Source organism: Marinobacter antarcticus (genome assembly GCF_011049865.1).
Classification (GTDB): Bacteria; Pseudomonadota; Gammaproteobacteria; order Pseudomonadales; family Oleiphilaceae; genus Marinobacter; species Marinobacter antarcticus_A.
The window spans coordinates 13,042-38,048 of sequence record NZ_DRGY01000118.1; the positions used below are offsets into that span (position 1 = coordinate 13,042).

Sequence of the window (25,007 nt, forward strand, 5' to 3'; positions counted from 1 at the left end):
GCTCCCAGGGCGAAGCCCGTAGGGGCTACGCCAGATCTATTGGCTATCGGAAAATCTGTCTTGAGGACGCGGGCTACTGCGCGCGGGCTATCTGGGCCTTTTCGCGTGCGTCCGGGTGCATTGCGACCAACTCTGGCGATACCTTCATGCCGGGCATCATGATTTTCTGCACACCGTTGACGATGATGCGCTCGCCGGGCTTGAGCCCTTCACGGACAACTATCAGGCCGTTGGAGCGACGGCCGGGCTGAATGTCGCGACGGCTGACGGTATTGTCATCCCCCACCACATAGACGTAACGGCGATCCTGATCCGTCAGCACCGCTTTCTGATCTACCAGCAGCGCCTGATCCAGATCCGCAACCGGCATTTGCACCCGGGCAAACTGACCGGGGCGGAGCTGCCCATCAGGGTTTGCCATGACGGCACGGTATTGCAGCGTGCCGGTGCGGGCGTCCAGCTGGTTGTCGACGAAGTCAACCTGTGCGTCGCGGGTAAACCCGTTGTCTCCGGTCAGGCTGACTTTAACGGTGGGCTGTGGTCCGTCACCAAGCCGGCCCAATGTGGCCATCGCGGTCTCCTCGTCGCTTTCGAAGTAGATATAAACCGGGTCGATCGAGACAACCCGAGTGAGCAATGTCTGATCCGTAGAGGCCAGATTGCCGCGTGTTACGAAGGCCCGACTGACGCGCCCATTGATTGGCGAGCGGATTTTGGTGTAGTCCAGATTCAACTGGGCACTGTCCAGTTCTGCTGCGGAGGCAAGTACCGCAGAGTGGGCTGTCGCCTTGGAGGACGCGCGCTGGTCGGCTTCCTCCTTGGAAATCGCTCGGCTTTGCAGCAGATGCTGGGCGCGTTTCGCCTGACTCTGTGCGAGCTCGAGTTGACTCCGGGCACGACTCAGGTCAGCTTTCGCAGCATTGACGCGGGCCTGGTAGGGGCGGGCGTCAATCTGAAACAACAAATCTCCCTGCTTGACCCGTTCACCTTCCTTGAACGCCACTTTATCGATATAGCCGCTGACACGGGGGCGTAGCTCCACGCTTTCCGGTGCTGCGACTCGGCCAGTGAAGCCATCCCACAGGGTGATGAATTCCGGCTTGACCTGTGCAACATCCACCGCCGGGGGTGGCGGTGCTGCTGCGGCTTCTTCGCTATGGACTTCGCAGCCCGCCAGACCAACGATCGTAAGCATAAGCAGGGCAACAGAGAGGTAAGAGGTACGGGCTCCTGTTTTACGTGAGTCCATGAAGCATTTTCTCCTGGAAATAGAGGTTTCCGTTAAACATTGTGGGTCGGCATAGATTCGAGAAATTCAATCCATGACGTAGGGCTAATGTAGAGGCTGGCGGCGTGAACGCGGTATCCGGTTTCTGCGCAGTGATTGCCCATTTCTCCATAAGGGAAAAGGTAAGGATGGCTTGGTGTCCAATGCTCGTGAACCGGTAAAGCGCCTGAGATGGGATTTACAACGAAATTCCTGTTTCGCGGTGTGTGCCTGAAACATGCACGTTATTGCAGTAATATGATGGTTATCAACGGCTCATGCCGATCGGGGAGTGTCTCTGAATTTAGCCGTCTCATTCCGGTGCCTGCTGGATTATTTGCTGCAAATTGCACCAACATAAGGCAGTTGAAAAAATCGGTTGCCTGTTTCTGTCAGGTGATTGCCTATTTCTGCTAAGTTTGAAGGTAAATCGCTCGTGCAGGCGGGCGTTGCGTATACTGAAACCCGCTTTGGGGCGTGATGACCGGCAGGAGACCAACCGTGCTCGATACCAGTATTCGCAGTAACCTTGATTTTCCCATGATGAATCCGGCTGGCCCGGATACTGAGTTGGAAGCCATGCGGCTCCAGCTTGCCCGTAATATCCAGCGTCTGGCTTCGGACCAGCAGGTCCAGGAAACGGCTATTCCCGGTCTGACGGTGTTCCGGTCTGATACGCAGACGAGCTGCGTTTCATCCATCTATGATCCTTCTCTTGGCTTTATTGTGCAGGGCACGAAGACCGTCAATTTTGGTGACCGGGAACTGGTTTATGGACCCCTATCCTATTTTGTGTCTTCGGTTCATATGCCGGTTCTTGGTCGCATTGTAGATGCGTCTCCCGATGAACCCTATCTGGCGATGAAAGTGGATGTTGACCCGCAAGAGCTCAGCAACCTTGTGCTGGAAATGGGCAGTCAGATGCCGCTGGAAGCAGAGATAGAATCGTGCTCAGAAGGAAGCTGTGGTCTCTGTCTGACCCAGATGGACAAGGGCATGCTGGATGCGGTAATCCGCCTGACAGGCTTTCTGGGTTCGCCGCAGGATATCCCCGTATTGGCGCCGCTGGTGCGCAGGGAGATTATCTATCGGGCGCTGACCGGTGAAATGGGAGCCAAAATGCGCAAATTTGCGGTTGCTGACTCACAGGTTCACCGGGTGTCTCGAGTGATCGCCGTACTCAAAAACCGGTATACCCAGCCACTGAGAGTGAAAGATCTCGCGGAAGAAGTGAATATGAGCGAGTCCGCGCTATTCCACACCTTTAAGCAGGTGACGCGCATGTCACCGTTACAGTTCCAGAAAAAGCTGCGCTTGCATGAGGCTCGGCGCCTGATGCTGTCGGAGGGGCTGGAGGCCGCCACAGCCAGTTACCGGGTGGGCTACGAGAGCCCTTCGCATTTCAGCCGAGAATACAGTCGCCTGTTCGGCACACCGCCTCGCGCAGATGTCATCAAGTTGCGTGGTGAGCAAGGCCTGGCGGCGCCAGCCTGAATGCGGCGTTGAGGCTGTAGAAAACGGGCAGGGAATCATCACCATGCCCCGCTTCAAGCACTACAATGACGACCAGAATGCCATGGTCGCGAGCCGCTGACGGATTATGCTGGAATCCCGCTGATCGCTCAGAGTCTCGGCCAGTCGGTGGGTTAACCGTGTTGTTCATCCATTTCGCGCAATAACAATAGAGTCAGAGCTGCATTGCCTGTGCATCCGCTTGTTTCTCAACCTTGTGTTCATTTTCGGTGCTGCCGATTTTCCAGTAACTCGATATATAAAGATGGCTTTTGGGCATCTGGCGCTCCAACTTAAAATATTTTCGCAGTGCGCAACGGCTGTAACGTGAATACCAAAATAGGCCAACTCTTTAGCTAAAGACTGAGCCCGGGTTTCAACAGGGAATAGCTGCTGAAGGCTGCCAGTTTCGCTTTTTACCTGATTTTCAGGGTGGGTATCTTGTGAGGTTTGATCCATGCTTGAATTTCATGAGTTTTTTACATGGCGAGAAACGCGCATGATCGACAAGATTGAACTTCATCACCTCCGAACCCTCAATGCTTTATACAAGTTCCGCAGCATCTCTGCGGCGGCGGAGTATTTGAGTGTCTCTCAGCAGGCAACCAGCCTTCAGCTCAAGAAAATAAGGGCAATCCTGGGAGACCGTCTGTTTGTGCGCACTGGACACGGCGTTGTGCCTACGCCCTATGCCAAGCTCATTGAGCCCCATATCTACAAGGTGCTCAATCACCTGAATACGATTCCGCTACCTGACTCGACGGCGCCGGATCATGTCGAGAGAACATTGGTGATCTCGGCAACCGATTACACCCAGAAAATCATTGTAGGCGGTTTAATAAAAGAACTCCGGAAAGCGCCGCCAGGGCTTTCAGGCGTTGATTGCGGGCCATGCCCACGATGTAATCCACCTGGTTACGGTCACACCAGGCCAGGATCCGGGACTTGCTGAAGTGGGAATCGCCCCGGAACACAATGCGGGTGCTGGGCCAGTAGTGCCGGATGAGTCGCACCAGCAGCGCCAGAATGGCCCAACTGTGCCGGGCATCCCCCCGATTACTGGTGCGCAGATAACTCACTAGCTGGTGCCGCCCGCAGAAAACATACAGCGGGAAGTCGCAGTGGTGATCGTAGTATCGGTTGAAGAACCTACCTGGCTGGTCGCCGTGCACCGGGATATCGGTGCCGTCGAAATCCAGCACGATTTCTTTTGACGGCCCGTCGTGCTGTTCAATGAAGTGCTGCCAGAGCAGTTCATGGGCCTTCACGATGGTTTGCCGGTCCATCGCCGGTTCCATTCGGCAGAGCGTGGATTTGCCAGCCAGAACCGAGGTCTCGCCTGTCGCCGTTTGCAGCGCCTGATCAAAGCGCAATGCTTCATGGTCGTTCAGGTCTTCGTATCCGCCCGCCACACCGTGGACCCGTTGCCGGACCATGGTGTCGAGTTGGTGACGAATCATGCTGGCATCCCGTTGGTCGGTTTGCGTCTCAGCCAGTCGCTGGGTTAACCGGTGTTGTTTATCGACTTCGCGCAATAACAACAGACCGGCATCGGAGGTGATGTGGCCTCCGGAGAAATCGGCTTCAATTTTGCGACGGGAGAGTGGCGTAAAGATCAGTCTTTGAGGGACCATTTTGGAAGCGACTTCTAGTGTGAGTTTAGTTTGTAAGATTTTGAAATTATTACACTTTAAGCCGATTATTTCTTGCCTCCCATGAGAAATTCGGGCTAGGCTTGCTCTCACCTTCCATGCTCGGTGTCATTGCGCTCTGGGTGATCATGACTGTTTTAATTGGCATTCGTCTGGTCGCTCGAGTTTATCGGCATATGGCCAAGTTGCGTGAGACTGAGGACCGCCTTTATGCGGATTACCAGTCGGTAATTGAGGGGCGTAAAGAACTGTCACTAAATCGCGACCGTGCCCAGCAGTTATATCGTGATGTCTATACCCCTAATGCTGCAGAGTATCGGCACCATATCATTCGCGGGGATACCTACCATCTCAGCGCGGTGAACTGGTTCAATATCATGATGCTGGGTGCCATCGGCGTGGTGTTCTTTTTAGCCAACGGTCTGGGTTGGGCATCGGCGCAGGTAGCCGCCACCTTCTCACTTACGCTGCTGTTTCTGCGTATGCCACTTATTCAAGCGATAGGCGCTTTTCCACCCTTGATCAATGCCTGAGTAGCGTTTGACAAGATTAGCGCCTTAGATCTAGCAGAGCATCGCGAGGCGTTCGGGCACTCCTCGCGCCGCCATGATTGGCAGGTGTTAACTCTGGAGCAGGTCACCTATCGTTACCCATATGAGGAGGCTCGGCCGGGCTTTGCCATTGGCCCTATCGACCTAACCTTGAAACGCGGCGAAGTGGTGTTTCTGATCGGCGGCAATGGTAGTGGCAAGTCCACCTTGGCGAGGCTTTTAACTGGGCTTTATCAGCCCCAGAGTGGCGATGTTCGAGTTAATAGTAGGCCGCTTCGGGAGGAAGACTGGATAAGCTATCGCCAGCATTTTTCCGCCATTTACACGGATCTGCATCTTTTTGACCGTTTGATCGGTCCTGCAGGCGATTCGCCGGATAGTGCCCCGGTGGAGGACTGGCTGATTAAGTTGGGCATGCAGCATACGCTGGACCTTGATGGTGACCGCATCACTAATATCAACCTCTCCCAGGGGCAGCGCAAGCGTTTAGCAATGCTGCTGGCGGTTGCTGAAGAGCGTGATCTGTTGCTGCTTGATGAGTGGGCCGCGGACCAGGATCCGCAGTTCCGTAGGGTCTTTTACCGCGAGCTACTGCCGCAGCTTAGAGCACTGGGCAAGACGTTGGTGGTGATCAGCCATGACGACCATTACTTCGACCAAGCCGACCGGCTGTTGGAAATGCGTCAGGGGCGGCTGGTAGAGCTGACCGGCGAACAGCGAGAAGCGGCTAGCCGCGATGCGGTGGCCCGGGTGAGCGTATAAATCTCTCGGGACTGTCTCGCGCGCCTTAGTGCCCTCATTAATTGCAATAAATCCTCTGATTTAATTTGCCTTAATGATAATGATTGCTATTATCGTTATTTGAAAGCCAAGGAGGATGCTATGAAATTTCTTTGTCCGCGCCATCGGTTGATGTTCGCAAACCTGTCACTCATAGAACAAAATGATTTGTGGGTTTACTGGATGGAAAATGCCCTGACTTTATACGAAAGCCGGGATTCTGAAAAAGTCATCATTGTGACCGGCAATGCCTTTGATATTGCTTGTCTGGCTCGAACCCGAAATCCTGACTGTATGCATGTTGAGCTGACTCTTTCCGCCATTCTTTTGTGCAGCATCCTGCGTAGTTGCGGTAAACATTGCGTTGCAGACGATATGTTGCTTCGAGCTCTTGAGAGTTTGCGAGCGTCAGAGCGCTGCCACATCCGCTCGGGGGAATGTGGCAGCAACAACGAATGCATCGAGATCTTGCTGGATGCCTCACTCCAGCCTGAGTTTTTTACCCAATACCTGAACTGGCCGTCGTGTCCAGTCACCTATTCGTCTAGGCAATCGGCAATGATGGTCCACTGATGTATTGGAGGAACTATGGGAATGCCTTTCAGCGGTGTGGATAATTTCCAGCCACAAAGCCTCTACGAGCAAGGTCGCCCTGATCGTCGGAAGCCGGAGCACTTGAGTATACGGATTGAGACAGACAGCCTGATCCGTTTACTGAAGACAAGGCAGCTTCATGTGCAGAACTTCTCTTGTGCCGATCCCACCTCAAAAACCGTGATATACCATCTGCTGCTGGAGTTTGCCCTGAATTACTGATGTTGCCGCGCTACTTTCGACAGTATCATTGGACTTCCCCCGATACGTATAAAACGCCCCAGCCTCAAACGGAGGCCATTTCAAAGGCCTCTGGGTTGACGCCACCCAGATGGGTATGGCGTCGAGTTCGGTTGTAAAACACTTCGATGTAGTCGAACACATCGGATTTGGCCAGGTCACGGGTTTTATCGATCCGTTTCCGGGCGCGTTCCTTCCTCAAGCTGCTAAAAAACGATTCAACTACTGCGTATCCCAACAATTGCCCCGCAGTTTGCTTTCTACATCTCTACCAATCATGGCATAATACTGCCATACGCATAATATTGCGCACGCTTGACGGTTACTGAAGGATCAATCATGAATACTGCCGTAGCATTAAAGCAGATGTCGCAGCCCTTCTATGAAGAACTGGGACGCTCTATTGCTTTGGCTCGGGGCGCGGTAAGTGGCAGCGAACTGTCTGGCCGCGTTGATATATCACGGCGGACGCTGACGAAAATTGAAAAGGGTGATCCTTCAGTAGCGTTTGGTAGCTACTGCGCTGTTGCTCAGGCTTTAGGTTTGCAGTGGCTGTTTGATCTAATCATGCCTTCGCCTGCGTCCAATTCGTTGGTTCCACAGCACTACCTTACCGGTGCTTCAGCGCTGTCACTGGCTAAAGAAGGCGAAATGCCGGCGCTCTGGTATTCATCATCATTGTCCAATCCAAATCGTTGGCAGATAGCCGGTGCAGGCATCGATGGTGCCAGTCAGCTTCTCGGGGCTTACGAGCTCTGGGATGCAACAGAAGAAATCACAAGTCTCGGTGTTGAGGTTGCACGAATCTGGTCAGCGACACATGAGCGTGCGTTGTTCGATCTGATGTATCACTTTTTCGAGGTGCGTCAGAAACCAATGCCTAACATCCAAGTCAGCGATATCGATGATGTGGTGGACATGGGCAAGGTTCAGCAGTGGGTGAAGGACTTTCGCCCGTTCCTGTCTTCTAAGGGGGCTAGCACGATGCTCATGTGGATAAATCATTAGGGTGGTGGTCATGGAACTGTCTGAGCGCAAAAAAGCCCACGCAAGGATCATGAGGGCGATCTGTGAGGTAATCAGAGTGGAAAATAAGCCTTTGGTGCTGAAGGGTGGCACCGCCTTGATGCTCTGCTACCAAATAGACCGGTTCAGTGAGGATTTGGACTTCGATCTTTTGCGTGAACTGAAAACGCACCTGAACCTTGAAAGCATTTGTAAGGATGGCCTGAAAAAACTTAACAAGCAGGGAGAAGGAATTGAGCTGAGTAAATTTGCTGATCTCAAAATGACTGATACAACCCATCGTGCCCGGGCCTTATTCAAATTGCCAGGGGAAAAGATGCCGGTAAGTGTGAAACTGGAGATTTCGGCCAGACAGTTACCTGATCCGGGTGTTGTCAAAGAACTAAGCGGTATCAAGGTTTACAATATTGATGAGATAGCCCGACTCAAGTTACTCGCAGCTCAAGCAAACCCAGCAATGCCGTATCGAACAGCAGCAAGGGATCTGCACGACCTGGCGTTTATTGCCAGTGAGTACGAAAACGATCTGTCGGATGAAACCATCAGCGATCTTGAGGTCTTTTTTATGGATATTGAAGCGCTTATGATGCGCTACGCAGACGCCTATAAGGTGGATAGTATTCTGAATGGGCGCCTTTATGGTGACCTGGATGTTATCGAGAAGTGGAATAATAGCCGCGGGGGCAACAGCAATTTGAGCTTGTTTCAGCCCTGAGTGGCGGCGGGGGCATGGCAAAGCATCGTCTTATCAGACTAATGAGGGGGGGGCTTTCAGGGGGTGGGGCAACGCGTGTGACGACTTACTGAAACCGGTTGGAGGGCTTGCTCCGTTTGGACACAGCCAAATAAAAAAGCCCTACGCTTTCACGTAAGGCCTTAAATAATATGGCGCGCCCAGCAGGATTCGAACCTGCGACCCCTGCCTTCGGAGGGCACAGAAACATCGCGATTTTAATTGGTCTTAGTCGTCATGACTCTGCATATTCAACTACTTAACCAATAACCCTATAAATTATAAAACGACGTTTAATCAAGGTTTTGGCCGATTACCACCTATATTGGGCACAGCGCTGTCCGGTTCTTGGTGTCGCGTATGACACAGTTTGATCCTTGCCTTACGAGCTGTTTTTCAATACTACACTGCTCTTTTCGAATCTGACACACCTTGAAATTTGTCCGGTTGACAGTGTCCAGCTCAGGACTGTAGTGGTTCAATGATTCCGGGCACCAACGTCGGTGGTAATATCGCCACCATTAGCGAGGTGTCTGATGACCAGAAAACGACGATCTTTCACGCCAGAGTTCAAACAAGAAACGGCCTGCTTGGTGCTTGATCAGGGCTACTCTGTTACCGAAGCCAGCCGCTCTCTGGATGTCGGCGAGAACGCCCTCAGGCGATGGGTAAAACAGCTGTCAGAAGAGCGTGGTGGGATTACACCCAAGTCCAAAGCGTTAACGCCGGAACAGCAGCGCATCCAGGAATTGGAAGCCCGTTGTGAGAGACTGGAACGGGAGAAATCGATACTAAAAAAGCTACCGCTCTCTTGATGTCGGACGAGATGAATCGTACGCGCTGATAGACCAGTTAAGTGAGCAGGAGCCGGTTGAGATGGTCTGTAAAGCGTTTGAAGTATCGCGGTCCAGCTATTACGACTATCGCCGCAGGCGGTCCGTCGTGGACGGCGAACGAGTGGTTCTGCGAGCCGATGTAAACCGGATATTTCGCAAGAGCCGAAGTTCAGCAGGAAGCCGTATGATCACCACCATGCTTAAAGATGAAGGGGTTGTGATCGGACGCTTCAAGGTTCGCCGCCTAATGAGTGAGCTGGGCTGATCTGCAAACAACCTGGCCCACAGGCTTACAAGCAGGCCACCGTGGAAAGGCCAGACATTCCAAACCGGCTGAATCGTGAATTCAGTGTCAGTCGCCCAGACCAGGTTTGGTGCGGTGACATCACCTACGGTGTGCCCGGAGTTCAGGGCGAGCATGGAAGCTCAAATGAACCACGAGTCTATCTGGAATATTGACCCGATAATTCAGGAGGAAATAACGGATCAACCCCACCTACTGTGAAGGTGGTGAGCCTGAGCGGCAGTGACCTGCGGTATGCCCGCAGGGTGATGTAACCCGCTGACAACGGGGATTGAGGCGAGGTCACTAAGCCAAGATGATCCTCAAGGCTGAGTGTTGAAAGGCTGAAGAACATGAACCCATTCATCCGCCTCTGTGGGTTGAAATGTCACCACGGCTTACGTGACCTGATAAGCCGTACGGGAAGGTGAGGCAGTCTGAAATGTAAGCGCTGCCGAACGAAGAAGCCTGAATTGGTAGCCGGGGCTTTGGTACAGCAGTATCCATCACAGATCGGACTGCTGCTTCCTGTCAACTTGCGGCAAGCAAGGATAAAGAGTGCGATGGGCAGCCTCCTCAGCATGTTGGAGTTCAGATAGGTAAACCGGGGAAGGTCAATATCGGATGCCAAGGGGGCATGACCCCGAAGCCGAATTGACTGGCGGAGCTCCCGTAGTAGTCCGCGATGGGGAAAGCCCATTACATGGCAAAGGGGAGCAGTTTAAACGTGTTTGCCAAGCAAACTACCTGACCAAACCAGGTGAAGACCTTTGATAATCAGCGAAATGCAACGCAAGCTAGCGACTTGGACAACGGCCGACCCCACCCGCCGGGTGGACCGGTTGTTGCGCCTGATAGCACAGCCTGACTGGCTCGCAGAGGCGGCTCGGATCACCCTATCTTCCAAAGGGGCAAACACGCCCAGGATAGACGGGGAGATCAAGCTGACTGTGCAGGCTAGGTTACCGGCTATTCTCAAACAAATCAGGAGCGATTTACTCTCCGGTGTTTATAGCCCGTTACCGGCTCGAAGGGTTTATATCCCGAAGGCCAACGGCAAGCAACGGCCACTGGGTATCCCCACCCTGCGCGACCGCATCGTTCAAAGGGCCATGTTAATGGCGATGGAGCCCGTGTGGGAAAGTGACTTTCATGCACTCTCCTATGGGTTCCGACCGGAACGAAGTGTTCACCATGCAATCCGCACAGTGAAACTGCAACTGACGGATAATAACGAAACGCGTGGACGCTGGGTCATCGAAGGGGATCTGTCCAGCTACTTCGACACCGTGCATCACCGGTTGCTGATGAAAGCTGTACGCCGCAGAATCAGGGACAGACGCTTCCTGAATCTTCTCTGGCGATTCATCAAAGCCGGCCACATTGATGCAGGCCTCTTCCGAGCGGCAAGCGAAGGTGTGCCTCAGGGCGGCGTTATATCACCGCTGCTGTCGAACATCATGTTGCATGAATTCGATCAGCACCTGAACTGGCGTTACCTTGGCAAGAAGGCCCGGAAAGATCGATGGTACTGGAACAACAGCATCCGGATTGGTCGAAGCTCTGCTATCCGAGAGAACCGGCAATGGAAGCCAGCTGTCGCCTACTGCCGCTACGCCGATGACTTTGTGGTCATCGTCAAGGGCACCAAAGCTCAGGCAGAAGCGATCAGAGAAGAATGTCGGGAGATGCTGGAAGGCGCCCTCAAGCTGACACTGAACATGGATAAAACCAAGATTACCCATGTGAACGACGGCTTTGTGTTCCTGGGGCACCGCATCATCCGCAAGCGAAGTCAGTGCGGTGACATGCGGGTGGTGACGACAATCCCCCGGGATAAGGCGCGTAACTTTGCAGCATCCTTAACCGCCAAGCTGTCAGGCAATTATAGTGAAAGCAAAATCGATATGGTGGAATCCATCAACCGAAAGCTGAAAGGCTGGGCGGCGTTCTATCAGTTCGTCGACTATAAAGCGAAAGTCTTCAGCTATATCGATGGTGTCGTGTTCTGGAAACTGGCCCATTGGCTGGGCCGCAAATATCGCTCTCGGCTCAAACCACTGATGCGCCATTGGTTTAAAGCCCCAGCCTCGGGTCAAAGTAAGACTTGGGTGCTGTATGGCAAAACCAACCTAGGGCTGTTCAGTGGAGCCATCTTGTACCGACTCGTCGGTCACGGGAAGAAGCGATTCCGGTGGCGTCTTCCGGAGGGTAATCCCTACCTGAGGACTGAACCTAGAAACACGTGGACCTCTCGCTTTCCTGAAGTCGCGATGGCATTTGCCAACGTTTAAATGGAGAGCCGGATGCGCTGAAAGGTGCACGTCCGGTTCGGAGAGGAGAGGCAGGGAGATAGTTCGACTACGCCCTGCCTCTTACTCTACTGTGGGCTGGTCAGCGATGGAGCTATCTGGCGGTCGTTATGGATCTCTATGCTCGCCGGGTCGTTGGCTGGGCGTTATCAGACCGGCCTGATGCCGAGTTGGTGGTGAAGGCATTGGATCATGCGTATGAGCAGCGAGGAAAGCCGACTGGGATTCTATTCCACTCCGACCAGGGCAGTCAGTACGCCAGTCGATTATTTCGTCAGAGGGTCTGGCGATACCGCATGGAGCAAAGCATGAGTCGCCGAGGAAATTGTTGGGATACCCCGATGGAACGGGTCTTCCGAAGCTTGAAGAGCGAATGGATTCCGTCACTTGGATATCGCTCAATTCCTGACGCAAGGAAGGATATTGGCGACTACCTGATGGACTAATACAACCGGCAGCGTCCCCATACATCCAATGACGACATGCCACCTGTGGTCGCGGAAGAAAATCTTTAAATACTGTCCGGGATTAGTTGACCACTACACTTGCGCTCTCATTTGAGCTCAATCTATAGTTTGAAGTTCACAACCGAACCAATACTTTCGAGCGTCCGGATCGTCGGATTACCTTTACCCCCTTCGATTGAGCGGTAGGTGTTGGGTGATACACCGCACAGACCCTGGAGGCAGAAAGTTGCCACGTTTAAGGGCTCTGGAGTTCCTTCAATCGCTTATATAAATACGAACGCGATACCCCAAGCTCTTCTGACACACGTTTTTTATTGTCGTTATGTCGTGCCATAGCATCACTGATTTTCTCTAGCTCCACCCTTTCCAGCGTGTCTTTGAGGGCTTCACCGTTCTTTGTTTGAGTAGGCGGCCTGTTAGCTGAATATTCGTTGGAGAAAATCTCTGATGGTCGAAAATCATCGACCTCCAGTTCTTCTCCTTCGGCGAAGATAAGGGCTCTTTCTACCTCATGCTGTAGTTGCCGGACATTGCCAGGCCAAGGGCGGCTCTGCATGTAGCGATAGACAGAGGGGTTGACCCTCATGACCGGTGTCCTTTGACGATTTGAGAAGGAACGGATGAAATGCTGAACAAGCATTGGTATATCTTCCAGTCTTTCTCGTAAGGGCGGTGCTCTGAGAGTTACTCCGCTGATGCGATAATAAAGGTCGAGCCGAAACTGATCGGTATCTAGCATGCTGGTCAGGTCACGATTGGTTGCCGCGATCAACCGAAAGTCCGACTGCTTGGGTTCATCCCCCCCGACACGTTCAAAAGAGCCATCTTGTAAGACACGTAAAAGTTTGACCTGCATGTCGAATGGCATTTCGCCAATTTCATCCAGAAACAGACTGCTATCATGAGCTGCTTCAAATTTGCCCTTTCGCCCTTTCTTCTTTGCCCCGGTAAAAGCCCCAGGCTCATACCCAAAGAGTTCACTTTCCACCAAACTCTCGGGTAAGGCTCCCGCATTTACCATAATCATCTGCTTGTCGCGCCGCATACTGAGGCGGTGAATGGCATGGGCGACCAACTCCTTCCCTGTACCGCTTTCGCCGATGATCAGGATGGGTATATCCAAGGATGCAACTTTCGTCATATCCGACTTCAGCTGACGAATTGCTTTGCTGTCACCAATGATGTCTTCAATGCCATAAGTGCGATTGCGGAGAAAGGACGCTTCGCGTTTATAAAATTCAACTTCATTGCGAAGTGAAGCGATTTCGCTGCTCATTGCCAGTAGCTGTTCAGGACCTTTGAACATGATTCGACCAATAGCGCCAACAACCTTTCCGCTGCTGTGGATCGGAAGCCTGCTCACAATCCGGTTACTCGAGAGCATTTTTTGCATATGGCCAATTTCCGGCTTTCCGGTGCGAGCCACAATGTGTAGGCGAGTATTCTCAATAACTTCAGTGACATGACGTCCAGTAGCTTCTCCCCGGAAAAGTCCAAAGAATTTTTCATGGACGGGGCTTAAATAAACAATGCGCCCTTCATTGTCAGTAACGGTCATGCCGTCAAATGCATTGTTGAGCAAGTGGTTCAGAATGTCTGGCGCGATATCCACCGCCGCCAGGAAGTCAATCAGCGTGCTCGCAGAAGAGGCTTCCTGAATGAAAGCTGCGGTGAGTCCTTCCGCTATCGGGGCTACGGTGGCAATACATTGCGTAGAGCCCGCCTGGATCCCCGAAATCTGCCTTTTACCTTTAATTACTTCCTGGCGAATTTTCTCGACCACTTCGGCTGAATTTCCCAAGCCCGCAGTGAAAGCAGAATCGCCCCCTTTATCAAGAACGATCAGGCCGTAGTTTTGTTCGTGGCTAGGCATCAGTTTGACCCTCTTCTTTAGCGATCCATTAGGTAGCCTGCTAATTTTATTGTTAACAGTGAACAGAGACTCTGAGTGTTTTCAATAAATACACATGTGCGCGCGAGTAGGCAACACGCGCTGGCGCCATCATTCATGAAATTATGATAACTTATTGGTTTAAAATAAAAATAAATATTGGCATCCTTTTTGCTTTTTATAAATTCTTAAAGCAAAGAGGATCTGTTTTATGTTGCCGTTAGAGAGTTTGCCGGTGCAAACGTGTGGCGAAGGCGTCACTTGGCTTGAGGGGGTCAAGGTTCTCGACCTCACCACATCCATTGCTGGACCTGTGGCTACAATGCTCCTCGCCGACCTTGGTGCTGATGTCCTGAAAGTAGAACGTCCGGGAGGTGGTGATGATACCCGCCATTGGGGGCCGCCAGATCTGGACGGTGAATCGCTCTGGTTTCTCAGTGCCAATCGGAACAAGCGTAGTGTCGTGCTTAATTTTATTGATCCGGCGGGTCGGCGTGTTCTTGAGCAGCTGATCGAGCGAGCTGACGTTGTTGTTGTTAACAGTATCTTGCGTACTCAGCAAAAGCTCGGGATTGATTATGAAAGCCTGGTCAAGATCAATCCTAAGCTGGTGTTTGTATCAATTACCGGTTTCGGTTTGACGGGGGAGCGTGCTAACTGGACGTGCTACGACCTCATTGCCGAGGGGTACAGCGGGGTTATGGACTTGACCGGAGAATCCGATTCTGCACCTCAGAAAATCGGCGCGCCGGCTGCCGACATGCTGGCAGCGGTTGATGCGGCTTATGCCACGGTAGGTGCGCTTTTCGATGCGATGAGGACCGGTAGATCCCATAAGCTGGATATTTCGCTCGTTGGTAGTATGACTCGTTTCCTGTCGCCCCGGATTATGTCTTATCTCGGTTCCGGTGAGGTGCCGCGGCGAAGTGGTGGAACCGACAGTGTGATTGCTGTCTATCAAGCGTTTGATACAGCTGATTATCCGATAACGCTCGGGTTAGGTAACGATGGTATCTGGAAGCGCTTTTGGAAGGTGCTCGGGCGCCCGGAGAAAGCAGCAGATTCGTCGCGAGGGAGTAATGCCGGCCGTCGGACGCAGCGAGCCGCAATTGTTAATGAAATTCAGGAGGTCCTGATCGGTAAATCCAGATCGTATTGGCTGGATTTGTTCCGTGGTGCAGGTATTCCTGCGGGCCCAATCAACAGCGTTGATCAATTGGTGGAAGATGAATACTTCCAGGCCAATGGCATGTTTTATAGGGTGGCAAGCGGCTCTTCCACCATTCCTCAGGTAGGTTCGGCAATGAGGCTAGATGATAGCACGGAAACTCTGCGTTCTTTGCCTCCACGCCTGGGGCAGCATACAGGAGAAGTACTGCAAAGCCTGGGGTATGGTCAGAGCGAGATTCACCAGCTTTGTGAAGAGGGTGTTATTGAAATTTTTCAGTATGTTACGCAATAAAATATTTAATACATTTCCAGGAGATCTGCTCTTATGACTTACAACACTATTCTTTACCGTGAAGAAGGCCCAATTGCGAAGATTACCCTGAATCGTCCTGATGATGGAAACATGTTCAACGCTGAAATGTGCCAGGAGCTGCGTACGTGCCTGGATGAGATTGGACGTGAAACCCGTACCCGAGTGGTAGTTTTGACTGGAGCTGGTGACAAGTTCTTCTGTATCGGTGGGCGTAAAGACGGCATGGAAGACAGCCTGATGTATGCGGGTGTACTGCCAACGCTTGAGATGTACGAGGCCATAGAGCGAATTCAGAAACCCGTGATCGCATCCGTCAATGGTTACGCCGTTGGTGGCGGCAACGTTCTGCAGGTGGTGTGTGACCTTACCATTTCCAAGGAAAGCGCCATGTTCCGTCAGGTTGGTCCCATGGTGGGGAGTTTTGATGCTGGTTACGGTACGTGGTTCCTGGAAGACCTAGTTGGTAAGAAAAAGGCGAAAGAGATCTGGTTCGCGAATCCGAAACTGTCTGCACAGGAAGCGCTTGAACTGGGAATGATTAACAAAGTGGTGCCGGATGATCAGTTGGAAGAGGAAACGACCAAGTGGGCCCTGACTATTGCCGAGCGCGGCAGTTTTGCACTTGCTTCCCTGAAATCTGCGTTCAATGCCCGTCATGGCGGTGTCGGTGGGCTGGCGCGCATGGCGCACGATCTGTTACTGCGCACCTACTTGCAAACGGAAGAATCTAAAGAACTTTCTGATTCCTTTGCAAACCGTCGTTCTCCAGACAGTAAAAAGTTCGGTCACTGATCGCTGGAAAGGGATAAGCCATGAAACCGTTACTTACATTACATAACCCGGCGGTTGCGAAGAAGTTCTACAACGACGGTTACTGGACATCGGACACAATGTATTCGCTGCTGCGGAAACACGCGAGTCGGCAGCCCGATTCGTGGGCTGTGCGTGACAGTCAGCGCCGCCTGAGTTTTGGTCAGCTCGTGGAGGCGGTCGATACTTTGGCAGCGCGGTTGCACAACCATGGCCTGGTATCTGGCGACCGTGTGTGTGTCTGGCTCCCGAACTGTGTTGAGTCGATCGTTGTGTTCCTGGCATGCGCCCGCAACGGGTACGTGTGTAACCCGTCCTTGCATCAGAACTACACAGTGGCCGAGGTTGTTCGTAATCTCGAGAGGCTGCGGGCACGAGTTCTGTTTGTGAAACCCGGATATGGGACGGACGCGAAAACCTGTGACATCTTTTCCGCTGCCAGGCAGGTCGCAGAATTGTGTTACATCGTCACCGTCGGCGAACCGGGGCACGATGACGATTTTGGTCTGAGGTTTGAGCCGTCATCCGATGACGATACGGGAGAGTTGCCTGATTGTGACCCGAACCCGGATAAAGTGGTTTATCTCGCGTTTACGTCGGGCACTACGGGTGATCCCAAGGGCGTGATGCATAGTGATAATACGCTCTTGGCCAATGGTCGCGGCATGGTGGCCGATTGGCAGTTAAGCCCGGTTGATGTGATGTTTACGCTCAGCCCGTTGAGCCATCACATTGGCACAGTGGCCCTTGAGCAGTTCCTTGTGTCGGGTTGTGAGCTGGTCGTCAATGATCTTCCTTACAGGCAATCGCCGATTGACTGGATTTCCGAGACAGGGGCGACTTACGTCATGGGCGTGCCAACCCACGCCATGGATATTCTGACGGAATTGAGGAAGCGCGGAGCAAAGTCGTTGGGTAAAACGCAGACGTTTTACATGGCGGGAGCGCCAATTCCGAAAAGCGTAGCTGAAGCGTTTCTTGAACTGGGGGTTAAGCCGCAGAATGTCTATGGTATGACCGAAAACGGTTCGCACCAGTATACGCGTCCGGAGGACGATGTTGGCACCATTGTATCGAGTTGCGGTGAGGCATGTCCGGGGTATGAAACGGCCATCTGGGACGCGGCAAATCCCAATATTCGCCTGGGTCCCGGCGAAATTGGTGAAATTGGTACCCGTGGGGCCCTCCTCATGCTCGGGTACTACGATAATCAGCGAGCGACAGAGGATTCCTTCAATACCAGTGGCTGGTTCCTGAGTGGTGATCTGGGATGGCTGGATGAGCACGGTTGTCTGCATGTTGTCGGGCGCAAGAAAGATTTGATCATCCGGGGTGGGCACAATATTCACCCCTCCCATATTGAGTCGATTGCGGTTCGCTACCCGGCAGTACAGTCGGTTGCGGTTATTCCCGTGCCGGATGAGCGTCTGGGGGAAAAGGTCTGCCTGGTTGTTATCCCCGCCTCCGAACGGGAGCTTGATCCGCAAGACCTGTTGGCCTTTCTTCACGCTCAGGGCCTGTCCAAGTATGACATGCCTGAATACTACGTCACCTTGCCCAGTTTCCCGATGACTGCCAGTGGAAAAATTCTCAAACGTACACTGGCTGACTGGGTCCGTAAGGGTGAGTTGGAGCTGGCTCCCATCCGTTGGGCGGAGCCTGGGACGCAAAGGGAGGCCTCCAATGACCGTTGAGCTATCATATTTTGAAGAATTTGCGGTTATTCGACTGAATCGGCCGGAGGCTCTGAATGCTTTGAGCTTCGCGATCATCCGTGAGCTGGACGTGGTCATTGAGGAAGTTGCCACCAGTAATGCCAGAGCTGCTCTGATCATTGGCGAGGGCGAAAAATCTTTTTGTGCTGGCGCGGATATCAAAGAGTTGATGGGTCGTTCAATAAGCGAGCAAAAGCAGGGGGCGGAGCTGGGGCAACGTGTGTTCCACAAACTGTCGCTACTGCCTATGCCAACGGTTGCCATTATCAATGGTTTTGCGTTTGGCGGCGGACTGGAGCTGGCACTTGCCTGTACGTTCCGGCTTGCAACGGAGAACGCCCGGATGGCCCTGCCGGAGATCAAGCTGGGCCTGATTCCCGGGTATGGCGGAACGCAACGATTGCCTCGTGTAGTTGGTGAGTCGAGGGCTCTGGAGCTGATTATGACGGGCCGTGTCGTTAAACCGGAAGAGGCTGAGCGAATCGGGCTGGTGAACCGGGTGATCAAGGGGGATCCCCTTGACTCTGGTGCAAGTTTCGCCCGTGAATTTTCAGGGTTCGGAATGCTGGCTCTGGGTTATGCCCGCGAAGCCGTCCAGCGCGCATTGGACCTGCCGGTTTCGGAGGGCCTGAAAGTGGAGGCCGATCTTTCTACTCTCGCCTATCAGACGGAAGATGCTGCCGAAGGTATGGAAGCCTTCGTTGCGAAGCGTAATCCCGAGTTTAAGGACTATTGATATGGAGAATGAAAAAGTAATTATCGTCACTGGCGGGAGTCGGGGTATCGGCTCCTCCATCGTCCGTAATCTGGCTACCCGAGGGTATCAAGTAGCCTGCATCAGCCGAAAAGGGCAGGGGGTGGAAGATGCTGAGGTTGACTACACCAGCAAGGATCGGATCAAGGCCTATGCCTGTGATGTTACAGACCATCAGGCATTGGTCAGAACGGTCGAACAGATTGCTTCGGATCATAATGGCATTGGCGGTCTGGTGAACAATGCAGGTATTCATCTCGATGGTCCGAGTACCAGTTTCGAAGTAGAGAAATTCAATATCGTGTTGGGTACGAATGTGATCGGGCCATTCGTGTTGGCTCAAATCGTCCATCCGTACCTGTGTGAGAAGGGTGGTCTGATCGTGAGTATCGGCTCTTTCTATGATCGGGCGGGTGTGCCGAAAAATGCCGCGTATTGCGCGTCCAAGGCGGCGATCGCGGCGGTGTCCCGGTGCCTGGCGGTGGAGTGGGCGCGGGATAATATCCGGGTGGTGAATATCGCTCCGGGCTTTGTCGAAACCGATCTGAACCGAGACTATCTGGAGCATGAAAAGTTCCAGGAGTATTTGCGTTCAAGGATTCCGATGAAGAGACCTGCTCAGCCAGAGGAAGTCGGGCAGTTGGTGGGTGCGTTATTTTCCGAAAACATGCCGTTCCTTACGGGTGAAACCATCTATCTCGATGGCGGCCAGGGAATCCTCTTGTAACCGACCTGAAACCGGAGCAGACATGAGCATTTTTAATCGTATCTGGAATTTGGATCGGCTGTCGCCAGAAGAGCGCATGCTGGTTAATTCCGTAACGGAGCTTTGTGAGGACAAGATTAAGCCTCGCGCTCAACACTACGACGTCACGGGCGAGTTTCCCTGGGACAACGTACATGCAATTAATGAGCTGGGCCTGAATGGTGTGTTTATTCCCGAGGAATATGGCGGGGCTGGTCTTTCCTTTTTCACCTATCTGCACTGCGTCAGGCTGATCAGTAGTGCCTGCGCTTCAACCGGGATTATCTGGGCAACCAATTGCCATGCGATGAAGCCGGTGATTGATTTCGCGACCGAAGAACAAAAGCAGCGCCTGTTGCCCCGTATTGCCGAAGGAGGGCTGGCATCGTTGTGCATCACTGAGCCCTCAGCAGGCTCCGATGCTTTGGGTATGCGAACTCAGTTCAAGCCAGAGGGTGAGGACATCATCATTAACGGCGGCAAGACCTTTATTACTAATGGCGATGCAGCGGACCTCTATCTTGTTTTCGGTAAATGGAGTGAGATCAATGATCCAAGGAAGTCCATCTCGGTACTTGTTCTGGAGAAAGGTACCCCCGGTCTCGAGGTCGTTAGCAAAGAGGATAAAATGGGGCACCGTGCCTCCAGTACCTGCACCCTGTCTTTTGATGATTGCCGGGTACCGATGGCTAACCTGTTGTGTGAGCCGGGTGATGGCCTGAACGTCCTTCTGGCGTCATTGAATAAATCCCGCCCCAGTGTTGCCGCGCATGCACTGGGTATTGCCAGCGCCGCTTTTCAGGATGCCGTCGGATATATCAACGAGAGAAAACAGTCGGGACGCCGAATCCTGGAATTCCAAGGGATTCAATTCATGCTGGCGGATCTCGCGTCTGAACTGGCGCTCTGTGACAACTGGCTGATGCACGTTGCGGATCTCGTGGAAAGCGGTTCTACGGATTTTGCGACAGAGGCATCCATTGCCAAGCAACGTGCTTCTGATTTCGCAATGAAGATGACAACGGAGGCGGTTCAGTTATTCGGTGGTTATGGGTATTGCAGGGATTACCGGGTGGAACGGTTAATGCGCGATGCCAAGATCACCCAGATATGGGAAGGAACCAACCAGGTTCATCGTCAGGTGATCGGTCGTAGTTTTTTGCAGCGTTAGGAGATAATTAATGGATGATATCAAGACAGTTGCCGTTGCCGGTGCGGGCACCATGGGCTCTGGCATCTCAATCGTCGCAGCCCGGGCAGGTTTCGAAACGTATCTGTTTGATACCAGTGAGGACACAATCGCTCGTGCTCGTAAACAGATCGAAGGCTTCTTTGCCAAGTCGGTTGCCAAAGGCAAGTTGACCGAAGAGCAGGTATCGGAAATTTTAAGTCGAATGCATGGCACGAGCAAGATGGAGGATCTTGCGTCTTGTGACCTTGTCATTGAGGCTGTGTTTGAGGACCTGAACGTTAAACATGATCTTTTGGGGCGGTTGAATGATGTCTGCCCTGAGCACACGATATTCGCCTCCAATACTTCCACCCTGTCGATTAGCGAGATCGCTGGCGGATCCGGGCGTTCTGATCGGGTTGTAGGTATGCATTTCTGTTTGCCGGCCCAGCTCATGAAGTTAGTGGAGATGTCACCCGGTCTGAACACCGCGGAAGAAACCTTCAAGAAAGCCTGGGCCTTTTGTGAGTCACTGAAGCAGAAGCCTGTACGAACTCAGGATACTCCAGGCTTCATCCTGAACTACTTCCTGGTGCCCTTTAATAACGATGTGATTCGCCTTATCGAGAGTGGTGTCGCGGAGCCTGCGGACGTTGATCGGGCTATCAAAAAGGGACTGGGTTATCCCATGGGGCCCTGTGAACTGCTTGATCTTATCGGGCTTGATACGCAGGTACGCCTTTGTGAGGCCTTCTATGAGGTTACGAAAGATCCTCGTGCAGCTTGCCCGCCACTGCTAAAGCGTATGGTCGCAGCAAATCGTCTTGGGCGTAAAACCGGCCAGGGTTTTTATAATTATGAGCAGAACGCAATGTTCGGAGGCTGAGCAGATCATGGAATATCAAGTCATTAAAGCAGAAGGTGAAAGTCGCTCGTTTCCGGATGGTAGCGAGTTTATGAGCAACGCATCTGAATCGTCGGAAATCGTGGTGTTGATTGGTTCCAATGCGGGAGATGCATTGGGGGCGTTGTCTGACCAGGAAAGCAAACGGGCGATCTTGGTTGAGTTGGGTACGGAGTGCCTGGCGTTGCACACTGGTGAGTCACGAGGCCGGGAAGGGTCAAATATTCTGGGTTTTGCCCGATTCAGGCTTGGTAACGATGCGCCATCTGACCTAGTAGAGCTGGTTTGTCAGCCGAACTCTTCTGAAGAGGCTATAGACAGCGCGATACAGCTATTTAAAGAGGCCGGGCTTGAGGTGTCAGTGTGTCGTGATTTTGCAGGGCGGATTATCGATCGCCTGGTTCGACCATACTACAACGAAGCGTTGCGCCGTCTTGATGAAGGCCTGGCCACTGCTGATGATCTGGATCTTACCCTGAAGCTTGGTTTGGGCTACCCGGAAGGGCCAATCGAGTTGTTGGAGCGATCCGGGCTGGCCGATCACCATGATGTCACCAAGCCTTTGTTTGAGGTGTATGGGGAACGTGCATACGCGCCTGCACGGCGTGCCATAGTCGCAAAACAGCGCACACAGAAGTGAGGTCGGCATGCAACCACTGAAGGGAATAAAGGTTCTGGATTTTAGTACGTTGCTGCCGGGACCTCTTGCAACCTTGCTGCTGGCTGAGGCCGGTGCCGAGATTATAAAAGTGGAGCGGCCTGGCAGGGGGGACGAAATGCGCTCGTATACCCCCCGTTTTGGTGCGGACAGTGTCAACTTCGCGCTGCTGAACCGGGGAAAGCGCAGTATCACGATTGATCTGAAGAGCCCCCAGGCCCTTGAACAACTGACCCCCTTGATTCAGGAGACTGATATTGTTGTTGAGCAGTTTCGCCCGGGGGTTATGGACAGGCTTGGTCTTGGCTACGAGCAATTGTCGAGCCTTAATCCAGGAATCATTTACTGTTCGATTACCGGATACGGTCAGAGCGGCCCCAAAGCCAGGGCAGCGGCCCATGATTTGAACTATATCGCTGAAACCGGCCTGCTTGGTTTGAGTGCAGGTGCTGATGGCGCTCCCATACTTCCCCCGGCCTTGATTGCTGATATAGCGGGGGGTGCCTATCCGGCCATAATGAATATCCTGCTGGCGCTTAGAACTCGCGATCAGAGTGGAGACGGCTGCCATCTTGATATTTCCATGGCCGACGGCATGTTCACCTTTATGTACTGGGCGCTGGGGGAAGCCCAGGCGACCAATCACTGGCCTCGGCCCGGGGATGAATTGGTAACCGGTGGGTCCCCCCGCTATCAGGTATATCGCACTTCCGATAATCGCTTTGTGGCGGCGGCTCCACTTGAGCAAAAGTTTTGGGAGAATTTCTGTCAACTGATCGACTTACCTGCAGAATATCGGGACGATGAAAATCACGAAGCGGAGGTAAAAAAAGCCGTTGCAGAGAAAATAGCCCAAGCGCCTGCGTCATACTGGTCCGAGTGTTTTGCCGGTCAGGATGTCTGTTGCAGTGTCGTCGCGACACTGGCGGAAGCTATTGAAGGCCCCCATTTTCAGCACCGAAAGCTATTCCAGTACTCAATCAGTTCGGACACTGGTCAGTCGATTAACGCCTTACCCGTTCCTGTTGCCCCCGGTTTTCGGGAGGTTCCTCGGAAAACGGGTTATCCCGGTCTGGGAGAGAATAATGAGCGATAGGTGTCAGGGCAGGAGAAGTAGCGATGATGCAAGCCGTATGGATTGAGGAGTTTGGCCCTGTTGAGTCGGCCGATGTAAGGGATGTGCCGATTCCTGAGCCTGGGCTCGGAGAGGTTCTGGTTCGAGTAGGTGCTGCCGGAGTGAACTTCCCGGATGTACTTGTTATCGAGGGTAATTATCAGGTTCGCCCACCGTTGCCATTCAGTCCTGGAAAAGAACTGAGTGGTGAGGTTGAGCGTATCGGAGCAGGCGTGACCAGCGTTCAACCCGGTGATCGTGTGGCGGCTTTGGTTGAATATGGAGCCTTTGCAGGATACGCGATCGTGCCTGCAGGTCATTGTTTCCAGATCCCCGATGACATGTCTTATACCGACGCGGCGGCCCTGGGCCTCAGTTATCAGACAGCCTATTTTGCATTAATGGAAAGGGCTGGTTTTAAAGAGGGTGAACGGGTTCTGGTAAACGGTGCTGCGGGCGGAGTCGGCCTGGCGACTGTCCAGCTTGTGAGGGCTCTGGGTGGTGTGGTTTACGCTGGTGTGATTAATGAGGAACAGGCCCGGGTGGCAAAGGATTATGGTGCAGACCATATCATCGATTTAATGGACGCTCCGGTCCGTGATCGATTGCGCGATCAGGTTCGTCAGGCATCAGATGGACAGGGCGTTGATATTGTCATTGACCCTGTTGGTGGAGACATTTTCGAAGCCAGTCTGCGTGCACTGGATTGGTGTGGCCGGTTGGTGGTCATTGGTTTTGCCGCCGGAGAGATACCGACAGTTAGGGCTAACTATTTGTTGGTGAAAAATATCTCTGTGTCGGGGCTGCAGTGGAGCGATTACCGGGATCGTCAGCCAGAGAAAATGGCTGCGGCCCAGCGACATATGTACGAGTTGTATCGGTCGGGGAAAATAAAACCCCATGCAGAGGTGATTGAGCCCCTGACTGAATTCAAGCGACTCCTGAATTTGGTCAAGCAGGGTCAGATCCGTGGCAAGGCAGTGCTGACAATGGCTTAGGGATAATCGCCACGATATGCGGTTATCGCATACTCGTGGCCAATCAAACATTGGAGTTATTGAATGAGTAATCCTTTTTCATCTCTGTGTATCGGGGTTGTGGGTGCCGGAACCATGGGGGCCGGCATCGCCCAGGTTGCAGCGAGCGCGGGCCACCAAGTGTTTCTTTACGATGTGACGGAGGGCACTGCGGAACAGGGTGTTTCCCGAATCCAGCGTGGTCTTGAAGGGCTGGTGAGAAGGGGGAAAATCGCTGAAACGCAGCTGAACGATATCATTGGGCGCATTACTCCTGCTTCCAACATCGAGCAATTGGGATCATCAGGCCTGGTAATCGAAGCCATCGTTGAAAACTTGAGCGCCAAACAGAAGCTTTTTACTGACCTTGAGGTGATATGTGGCGAGGAGGTCATCCTTGCCACGAACACCTCATCCATCTCGATCACCGCTATTGGTTCGGCATTAAAACGGCCAGAGCGTCTGGTGGGGATGCATTTTTTTAATCCGGCCC

At 52.9% G+C, this 25,007-nt stretch carries 23 protein-coding genes and 4 pseudogenes; 22 read left to right on the forward strand and 5 right to left on the reverse strand.

Annotation, left to right across the window (positions count from 1 at the left end; translation table 11 throughout):
• Positions 1 to 73: 73 nt before the first annotated feature.
• Complete coding sequence (locus tag ENI00_RS14535; RefSeq protein WP_304103962.1) at positions 74 to 1,249, reverse strand: efflux RND transporter periplasmic adaptor subunit; 1,176 nt, start codon at positions 1,247 to 1,249, stop codon at positions 74 to 76.
• A 519-nt stretch (positions 1,250 to 1,768) separates the two neighbouring features.
• Between ENI00_RS14535 and ENI00_RS14540 the strand changes: the two genes are divergently transcribed.
• A complete protein-coding gene (locus ENI00_RS14540) occupies positions 1,769 to 2,761 on the forward strand; it encodes an AraC family transcriptional regulator (protein ID WP_349740429.1) in 993 nt (330 codons plus the stop codon).
• Between the two features lie 165 nt (positions 2,762 to 2,926).
• On the opposite strand, the gene ENI00_RS14545 is transcribed toward ENI00_RS14540, so the two are convergent.
• On the reverse strand, positions 2,927 to 3,238 hold the full coding sequence (locus ENI00_RS14545) for a hypothetical protein (protein WP_304103965.1): 312 nt from the start codon (positions 3,236 to 3,238) through the stop codon (positions 2,927 to 2,929).
• Between the two features lie 40 nt (positions 3,239 to 3,278).
• Between ENI00_RS14545 and ENI00_RS18790 the strand changes: the two genes are divergently transcribed.
• Positions 3,279 to 3,731: a LysR family transcriptional regulator gene (locus tag ENI00_RS18790; RefSeq protein WP_414674263.1), complete on the forward strand. Its 453-nt coding sequence runs from the start codon at positions 3,279 to 3,281 to the stop codon at positions 3,729 to 3,731.
• Here ENI00_RS18790 and ENI00_RS14550 read toward each other — a convergent pair.
• Positions 3,637 to 4,413 (reverse strand): annotated as a pseudogene (locus ENI00_RS14550) (IS1380 family transposase); the annotation flags it as partial. The gene ENI00_RS18790 and the pseudogene ENI00_RS14550 sit on opposite strands and share 95 nt — an antisense overlap.
• 146 nt (positions 4,414 to 4,559) lie before the next feature.
• Here ENI00_RS14550 and ENI00_RS14555 point away from each other — a divergent pair.
• The 4 genes from ENI00_RS14555 (at position 4,560) to ENI00_RS14570 (ending at position 6,578) form a co-directional block, all read left to right on the forward strand.
• Positions 4,560 to 4,964, forward strand: coding sequence for a hypothetical protein (locus tag ENI00_RS14555; RefSeq protein WP_304103967.1), 405 nt, complete (start codon positions 4,560 to 4,562; stop codon positions 4,962 to 4,964).
• An 84-nt stretch (positions 4,965 to 5,048) separates the two neighbouring features.
• Positions 5,049 to 5,744 carry an ATP-binding cassette domain-containing protein gene (locus ENI00_RS14560; RefSeq protein ID WP_304103970.1) on the forward strand — a complete coding sequence of 232 codons (696 nt, stop codon included), beginning with the start codon at positions 5,049 to 5,051 and terminating at the stop codon, positions 5,742 to 5,744.
• A gap of 120 nt (positions 5,745 to 5,864) precedes the next feature.
• Complete coding sequence (locus tag ENI00_RS14565) at positions 5,865 to 6,335, forward strand: hypothetical protein (RefSeq protein ID WP_304103973.1); 471 nt, start codon at positions 5,865 to 5,867, stop codon at positions 6,333 to 6,335.
• Positions 6,336 to 6,356: 21 nt separating this feature from the next.
• Complete coding sequence (locus ENI00_RS14570) at positions 6,357 to 6,578, forward strand: hypothetical protein (protein WP_304103976.1); 222 nt, start codon at positions 6,357 to 6,359, stop codon at positions 6,576 to 6,578.
• 64 nt (positions 6,579 to 6,642) lie between these two features.
• Here the strand turns inward: ENI00_RS14570 and ENI00_RS14575 are convergent.
• Positions 6,643 to 6,845, reverse strand: a pseudogene (locus tag ENI00_RS14575) (IS3 family transposase); the annotation flags it as partial.
• 90 nt (positions 6,846 to 6,935) lie between these two features.
• Here ENI00_RS14575 and ENI00_RS14580 point away from each other — a divergent pair.
• The 5 genes and pseudogenes from ENI00_RS14580 to ENI00_RS14600 all read left to right on the forward strand — a co-directional run.
• On the forward strand, positions 6,936 to 7,604 hold the full coding sequence (locus ENI00_RS14580; protein ID WP_304103979.1) for a helix-turn-helix domain-containing protein: 669 nt from the start codon (positions 6,936 to 6,938) through the stop codon (positions 7,602 to 7,604).
• A 10-nt stretch (positions 7,605 to 7,614) separates the two neighbouring features.
• Positions 7,615 to 8,337 (forward strand): nucleotidyl transferase AbiEii/AbiGii toxin family protein, encoded by a 723-nt coding sequence (locus ENI00_RS14585; protein ID WP_304103981.1) that lies wholly within the window; start codon positions 7,615 to 7,617, stop codon positions 8,335 to 8,337.
• Positions 8,338 to 8,891: 554 nt separating this feature from the next.
• A pseudogene (locus tag ENI00_RS14590) lies at positions 8,892 to 9,584 on the forward strand (IS3 family transposase); the annotation flags it as partial.
• A 660-nt stretch (positions 9,585 to 10,244) separates the two neighbouring features.
• Positions 10,245 to 11,768, forward strand: coding sequence for a group II intron reverse transcriptase/maturase (gene ltrA / locus ENI00_RS14595; protein ID WP_349740430.1), 1,524 nt, complete (start codon positions 10,245 to 10,247; stop codon positions 11,766 to 11,768).
• 80 nt (positions 11,769 to 11,848) lie between these two features.
• Positions 11,849 to 12,301: pseudogene (locus tag ENI00_RS14600) on the forward strand (IS3 family transposase); the annotation flags it as partial.
• A 187-nt stretch (positions 12,302 to 12,488) separates the two neighbouring features.
• On the opposite strand, the gene ENI00_RS14605 reads toward ENI00_RS14600, so the two are convergent.
• Positions 12,489 to 14,126: a sigma-54 interaction domain-containing protein gene (locus tag ENI00_RS14605; RefSeq protein ID WP_304103983.1), complete on the reverse strand. Its 1,638-nt coding sequence runs from the start codon at positions 14,124 to 14,126 to the stop codon at positions 12,489 to 12,491.
• Between the two features lie 229 nt (positions 14,127 to 14,355).
• Here ENI00_RS14605 and ENI00_RS14610 point away from each other — a divergent pair, with 229 nt between their 5' ends.
• The 11 genes from ENI00_RS14610 to ENI00_RS14660 form a co-directional block, all read left to right on the forward strand.
• Positions 14,356 to 15,606, forward strand: coding sequence for a CaiB/BaiF CoA transferase family protein (locus ENI00_RS14610; RefSeq protein ID WP_304103986.1), 1,251 nt, complete (start codon positions 14,356 to 14,358; stop codon positions 15,604 to 15,606).
• A 33-nt stretch (positions 15,607 to 15,639) separates the two neighbouring features.
• Positions 15,640 to 16,419: an enoyl-CoA hydratase-related protein gene (locus ENI00_RS14615; RefSeq protein WP_304103988.1), complete on the forward strand. Its 780-nt coding sequence runs from the start codon at positions 15,640 to 15,642 to the stop codon at positions 16,417 to 16,419.
• Positions 16,420 to 16,439: 20 nt separating this feature from the next.
• Positions 16,440 to 18,131: a class I adenylate-forming enzyme family protein gene (locus ENI00_RS14620; RefSeq protein WP_304103989.1), complete on the forward strand. Its 1,692-nt coding sequence runs from the start codon at positions 16,440 to 16,442 to the stop codon at positions 18,129 to 18,131.
• Positions 18,121 to 18,888 carry an enoyl-CoA hydratase/isomerase family protein gene (locus ENI00_RS14625; protein ID WP_304103991.1) on the forward strand — a complete coding sequence of 256 codons (768 nt, stop codon included), beginning with the start codon at positions 18,121 to 18,123 and terminating at the stop codon, positions 18,886 to 18,888. Before ENI00_RS14620 ends, ENI00_RS14625 begins: the two co-directional genes overlap by 11 nt.
• Before the next feature lies 1 nt (position 18,889).
• Positions 18,890 to 19,633 carry an SDR family NAD(P)-dependent oxidoreductase gene (locus ENI00_RS14630; protein WP_304103993.1) on the forward strand — a complete coding sequence of 248 codons (744 nt, stop codon included), beginning with the start codon at positions 18,890 to 18,892 and terminating at the stop codon, positions 19,631 to 19,633.
• Positions 19,634 to 19,655: 22 nt separating this feature from the next.
• Entirely contained in the window at positions 19,656 to 20,822 is a 1,167-nt protein-coding gene (locus ENI00_RS14635; RefSeq protein WP_304103995.1) for an acyl-CoA dehydrogenase family protein, read from the forward strand.
• 10 nt (positions 20,823 to 20,832) lie between these two features.
• A complete protein-coding gene (locus tag ENI00_RS14640; protein ID WP_304103997.1) occupies positions 20,833 to 21,708 on the forward strand; it encodes a 3-hydroxyacyl-CoA dehydrogenase family protein in 876 nt (291 codons plus the stop codon).
• Complete coding sequence (locus ENI00_RS14645) at positions 21,680 to 22,366, forward strand: 3-hydroxyacyl-CoA dehydrogenase family protein (RefSeq protein WP_304103999.1); 687 nt, start codon at positions 21,680 to 21,682, stop codon at positions 22,364 to 22,366. The genes ENI00_RS14640 and ENI00_RS14645 overlap by 29 nt, the downstream gene beginning before the upstream one ends.
• Positions 22,367 to 22,373: 7 nt before the next feature.
• Positions 22,374 to 23,480, forward strand: coding sequence for a CaiB/BaiF CoA transferase family protein (locus tag ENI00_RS14650; RefSeq protein WP_304104001.1), 1,107 nt, complete (start codon positions 22,374 to 22,376; stop codon positions 23,478 to 23,480).
• 23 nt (positions 23,481 to 23,503) lie between these two features.
• Positions 23,504 to 24,496: an NADPH:quinone oxidoreductase family protein gene (locus tag ENI00_RS14655; RefSeq protein ID WP_304104004.1), complete on the forward strand. Its 993-nt coding sequence runs from the start codon at positions 23,504 to 23,506 to the stop codon at positions 24,494 to 24,496.
• A gap of 63 nt (positions 24,497 to 24,559) precedes the next feature.
• A partial coding sequence (locus tag ENI00_RS14660; protein ID WP_304104006.1) for a 3-hydroxyacyl-CoA dehydrogenase NAD-binding domain-containing protein occupies positions 24,560 to 25,007 on the forward strand: 448 nt, incomplete at its 3' end.

Coding starts and splice junctions, on each gene's coding strand:
- ENI00_RS14655 (WP_304104004.1), top strand. CDS start 23,504: ATGATGCAAGCCGTATGGATTGAGGAGTTTGGCCCTGTTGAGTCGGCC.
- ENI00_RS14625 (WP_304103991.1), top strand. CDS start 18,121: ATGACCGTTGAGCTATCATATTTTGAAGAATTTGCGGTTATTCGACTG.
- ENI00_RS14630 (WP_304103993.1), top strand. CDS start 18,890: ATGGAGAATGAAAAAGTAATTATCGTCACTGGCGGGAGTCGGGGTATC.
- ENI00_RS14565 (WP_304103973.1), top strand. CDS start 5,865: ATGAAATTTCTTTGTCCGCGCCATCGGTTGATGTTCGCAAACCTGTCA.
- ENI00_RS14640 (WP_304103997.1), top strand. CDS start 20,833: ATGGATGATATCAAGACAGTTGCCGTTGCCGGTGCGGGCACCATGGGC.
- ENI00_RS14620 (WP_304103989.1), top strand. CDS start 16,440: ATGAAACCGTTACTTACATTACATAACCCGGCGGTTGCGAAGAAGTTC.
- ENI00_RS14580 (WP_304103979.1), top strand. CDS start 6,936: ATGAATACTGCCGTAGCATTAAAGCAGATGTCGCAGCCCTTCTATGAA.
- ENI00_RS14570 (WP_304103976.1), top strand. CDS start 6,357: ATGCCTTTCAGCGGTGTGGATAATTTCCAGCCACAAAGCCTCTACGAG.
- ENI00_RS14585 (WP_304103981.1), top strand. CDS start 7,615: ATGGAACTGTCTGAGCGCAAAAAAGCCCACGCAAGGATCATGAGGGCG.
- ENI00_RS14635 (WP_304103995.1), top strand. CDS start 19,656: ATGAGCATTTTTAATCGTATCTGGAATTTGGATCGGCTGTCGCCAGAA.
- ENI00_RS14555 (WP_304103967.1), top strand. CDS start 4,560: ATGACTGTTTTAATTGGCATTCGTCTGGTCGCTCGAGTTTATCGGCAT.
- ENI00_RS14535 (WP_304103962.1), bottom strand. CDS start 1,249: ATGGACTCACGTAAAACAGGAGCCCGTACCTCTTACCTCTCTGTTGCC.
- ENI00_RS14610 (WP_304103986.1), top strand. CDS start 14,356: ATGTTGCCGTTAGAGAGTTTGCCGGTGCAAACGTGTGGCGAAGGCGTC.
- ENI00_RS14545 (WP_304103965.1), bottom strand. CDS start 3,238: ATGGATCAAACCTCACAAGATACCCACCCTGAAAATCAGGTAAAAAGC.
- ENI00_RS14650 (WP_304104001.1), top strand. CDS start 22,374: ATGCAACCACTGAAGGGAATAAAGGTTCTGGATTTTAGTACGTTGCTG.
- ENI00_RS18790 (WP_414674263.1), top strand. CDS start 3,279: ATGATCGACAAGATTGAACTTCATCACCTCCGAACCCTCAATGCTTTA.
- ENI00_RS14645 (WP_304103999.1), top strand. CDS start 21,680: ATGAGCAGAACGCAATGTTCGGAGGCTGAGCAGATCATGGAATATCAA.
- ENI00_RS14615 (WP_304103988.1), top strand. CDS start 15,640: ATGACTTACAACACTATTCTTTACCGTGAAGAAGGCCCAATTGCGAAG.
- ENI00_RS14605 (WP_304103983.1), bottom strand. CDS start 14,126: ATGCCTAGCCACGAACAAAACTACGGCCTGATCGTTCTTGATAAAGGG.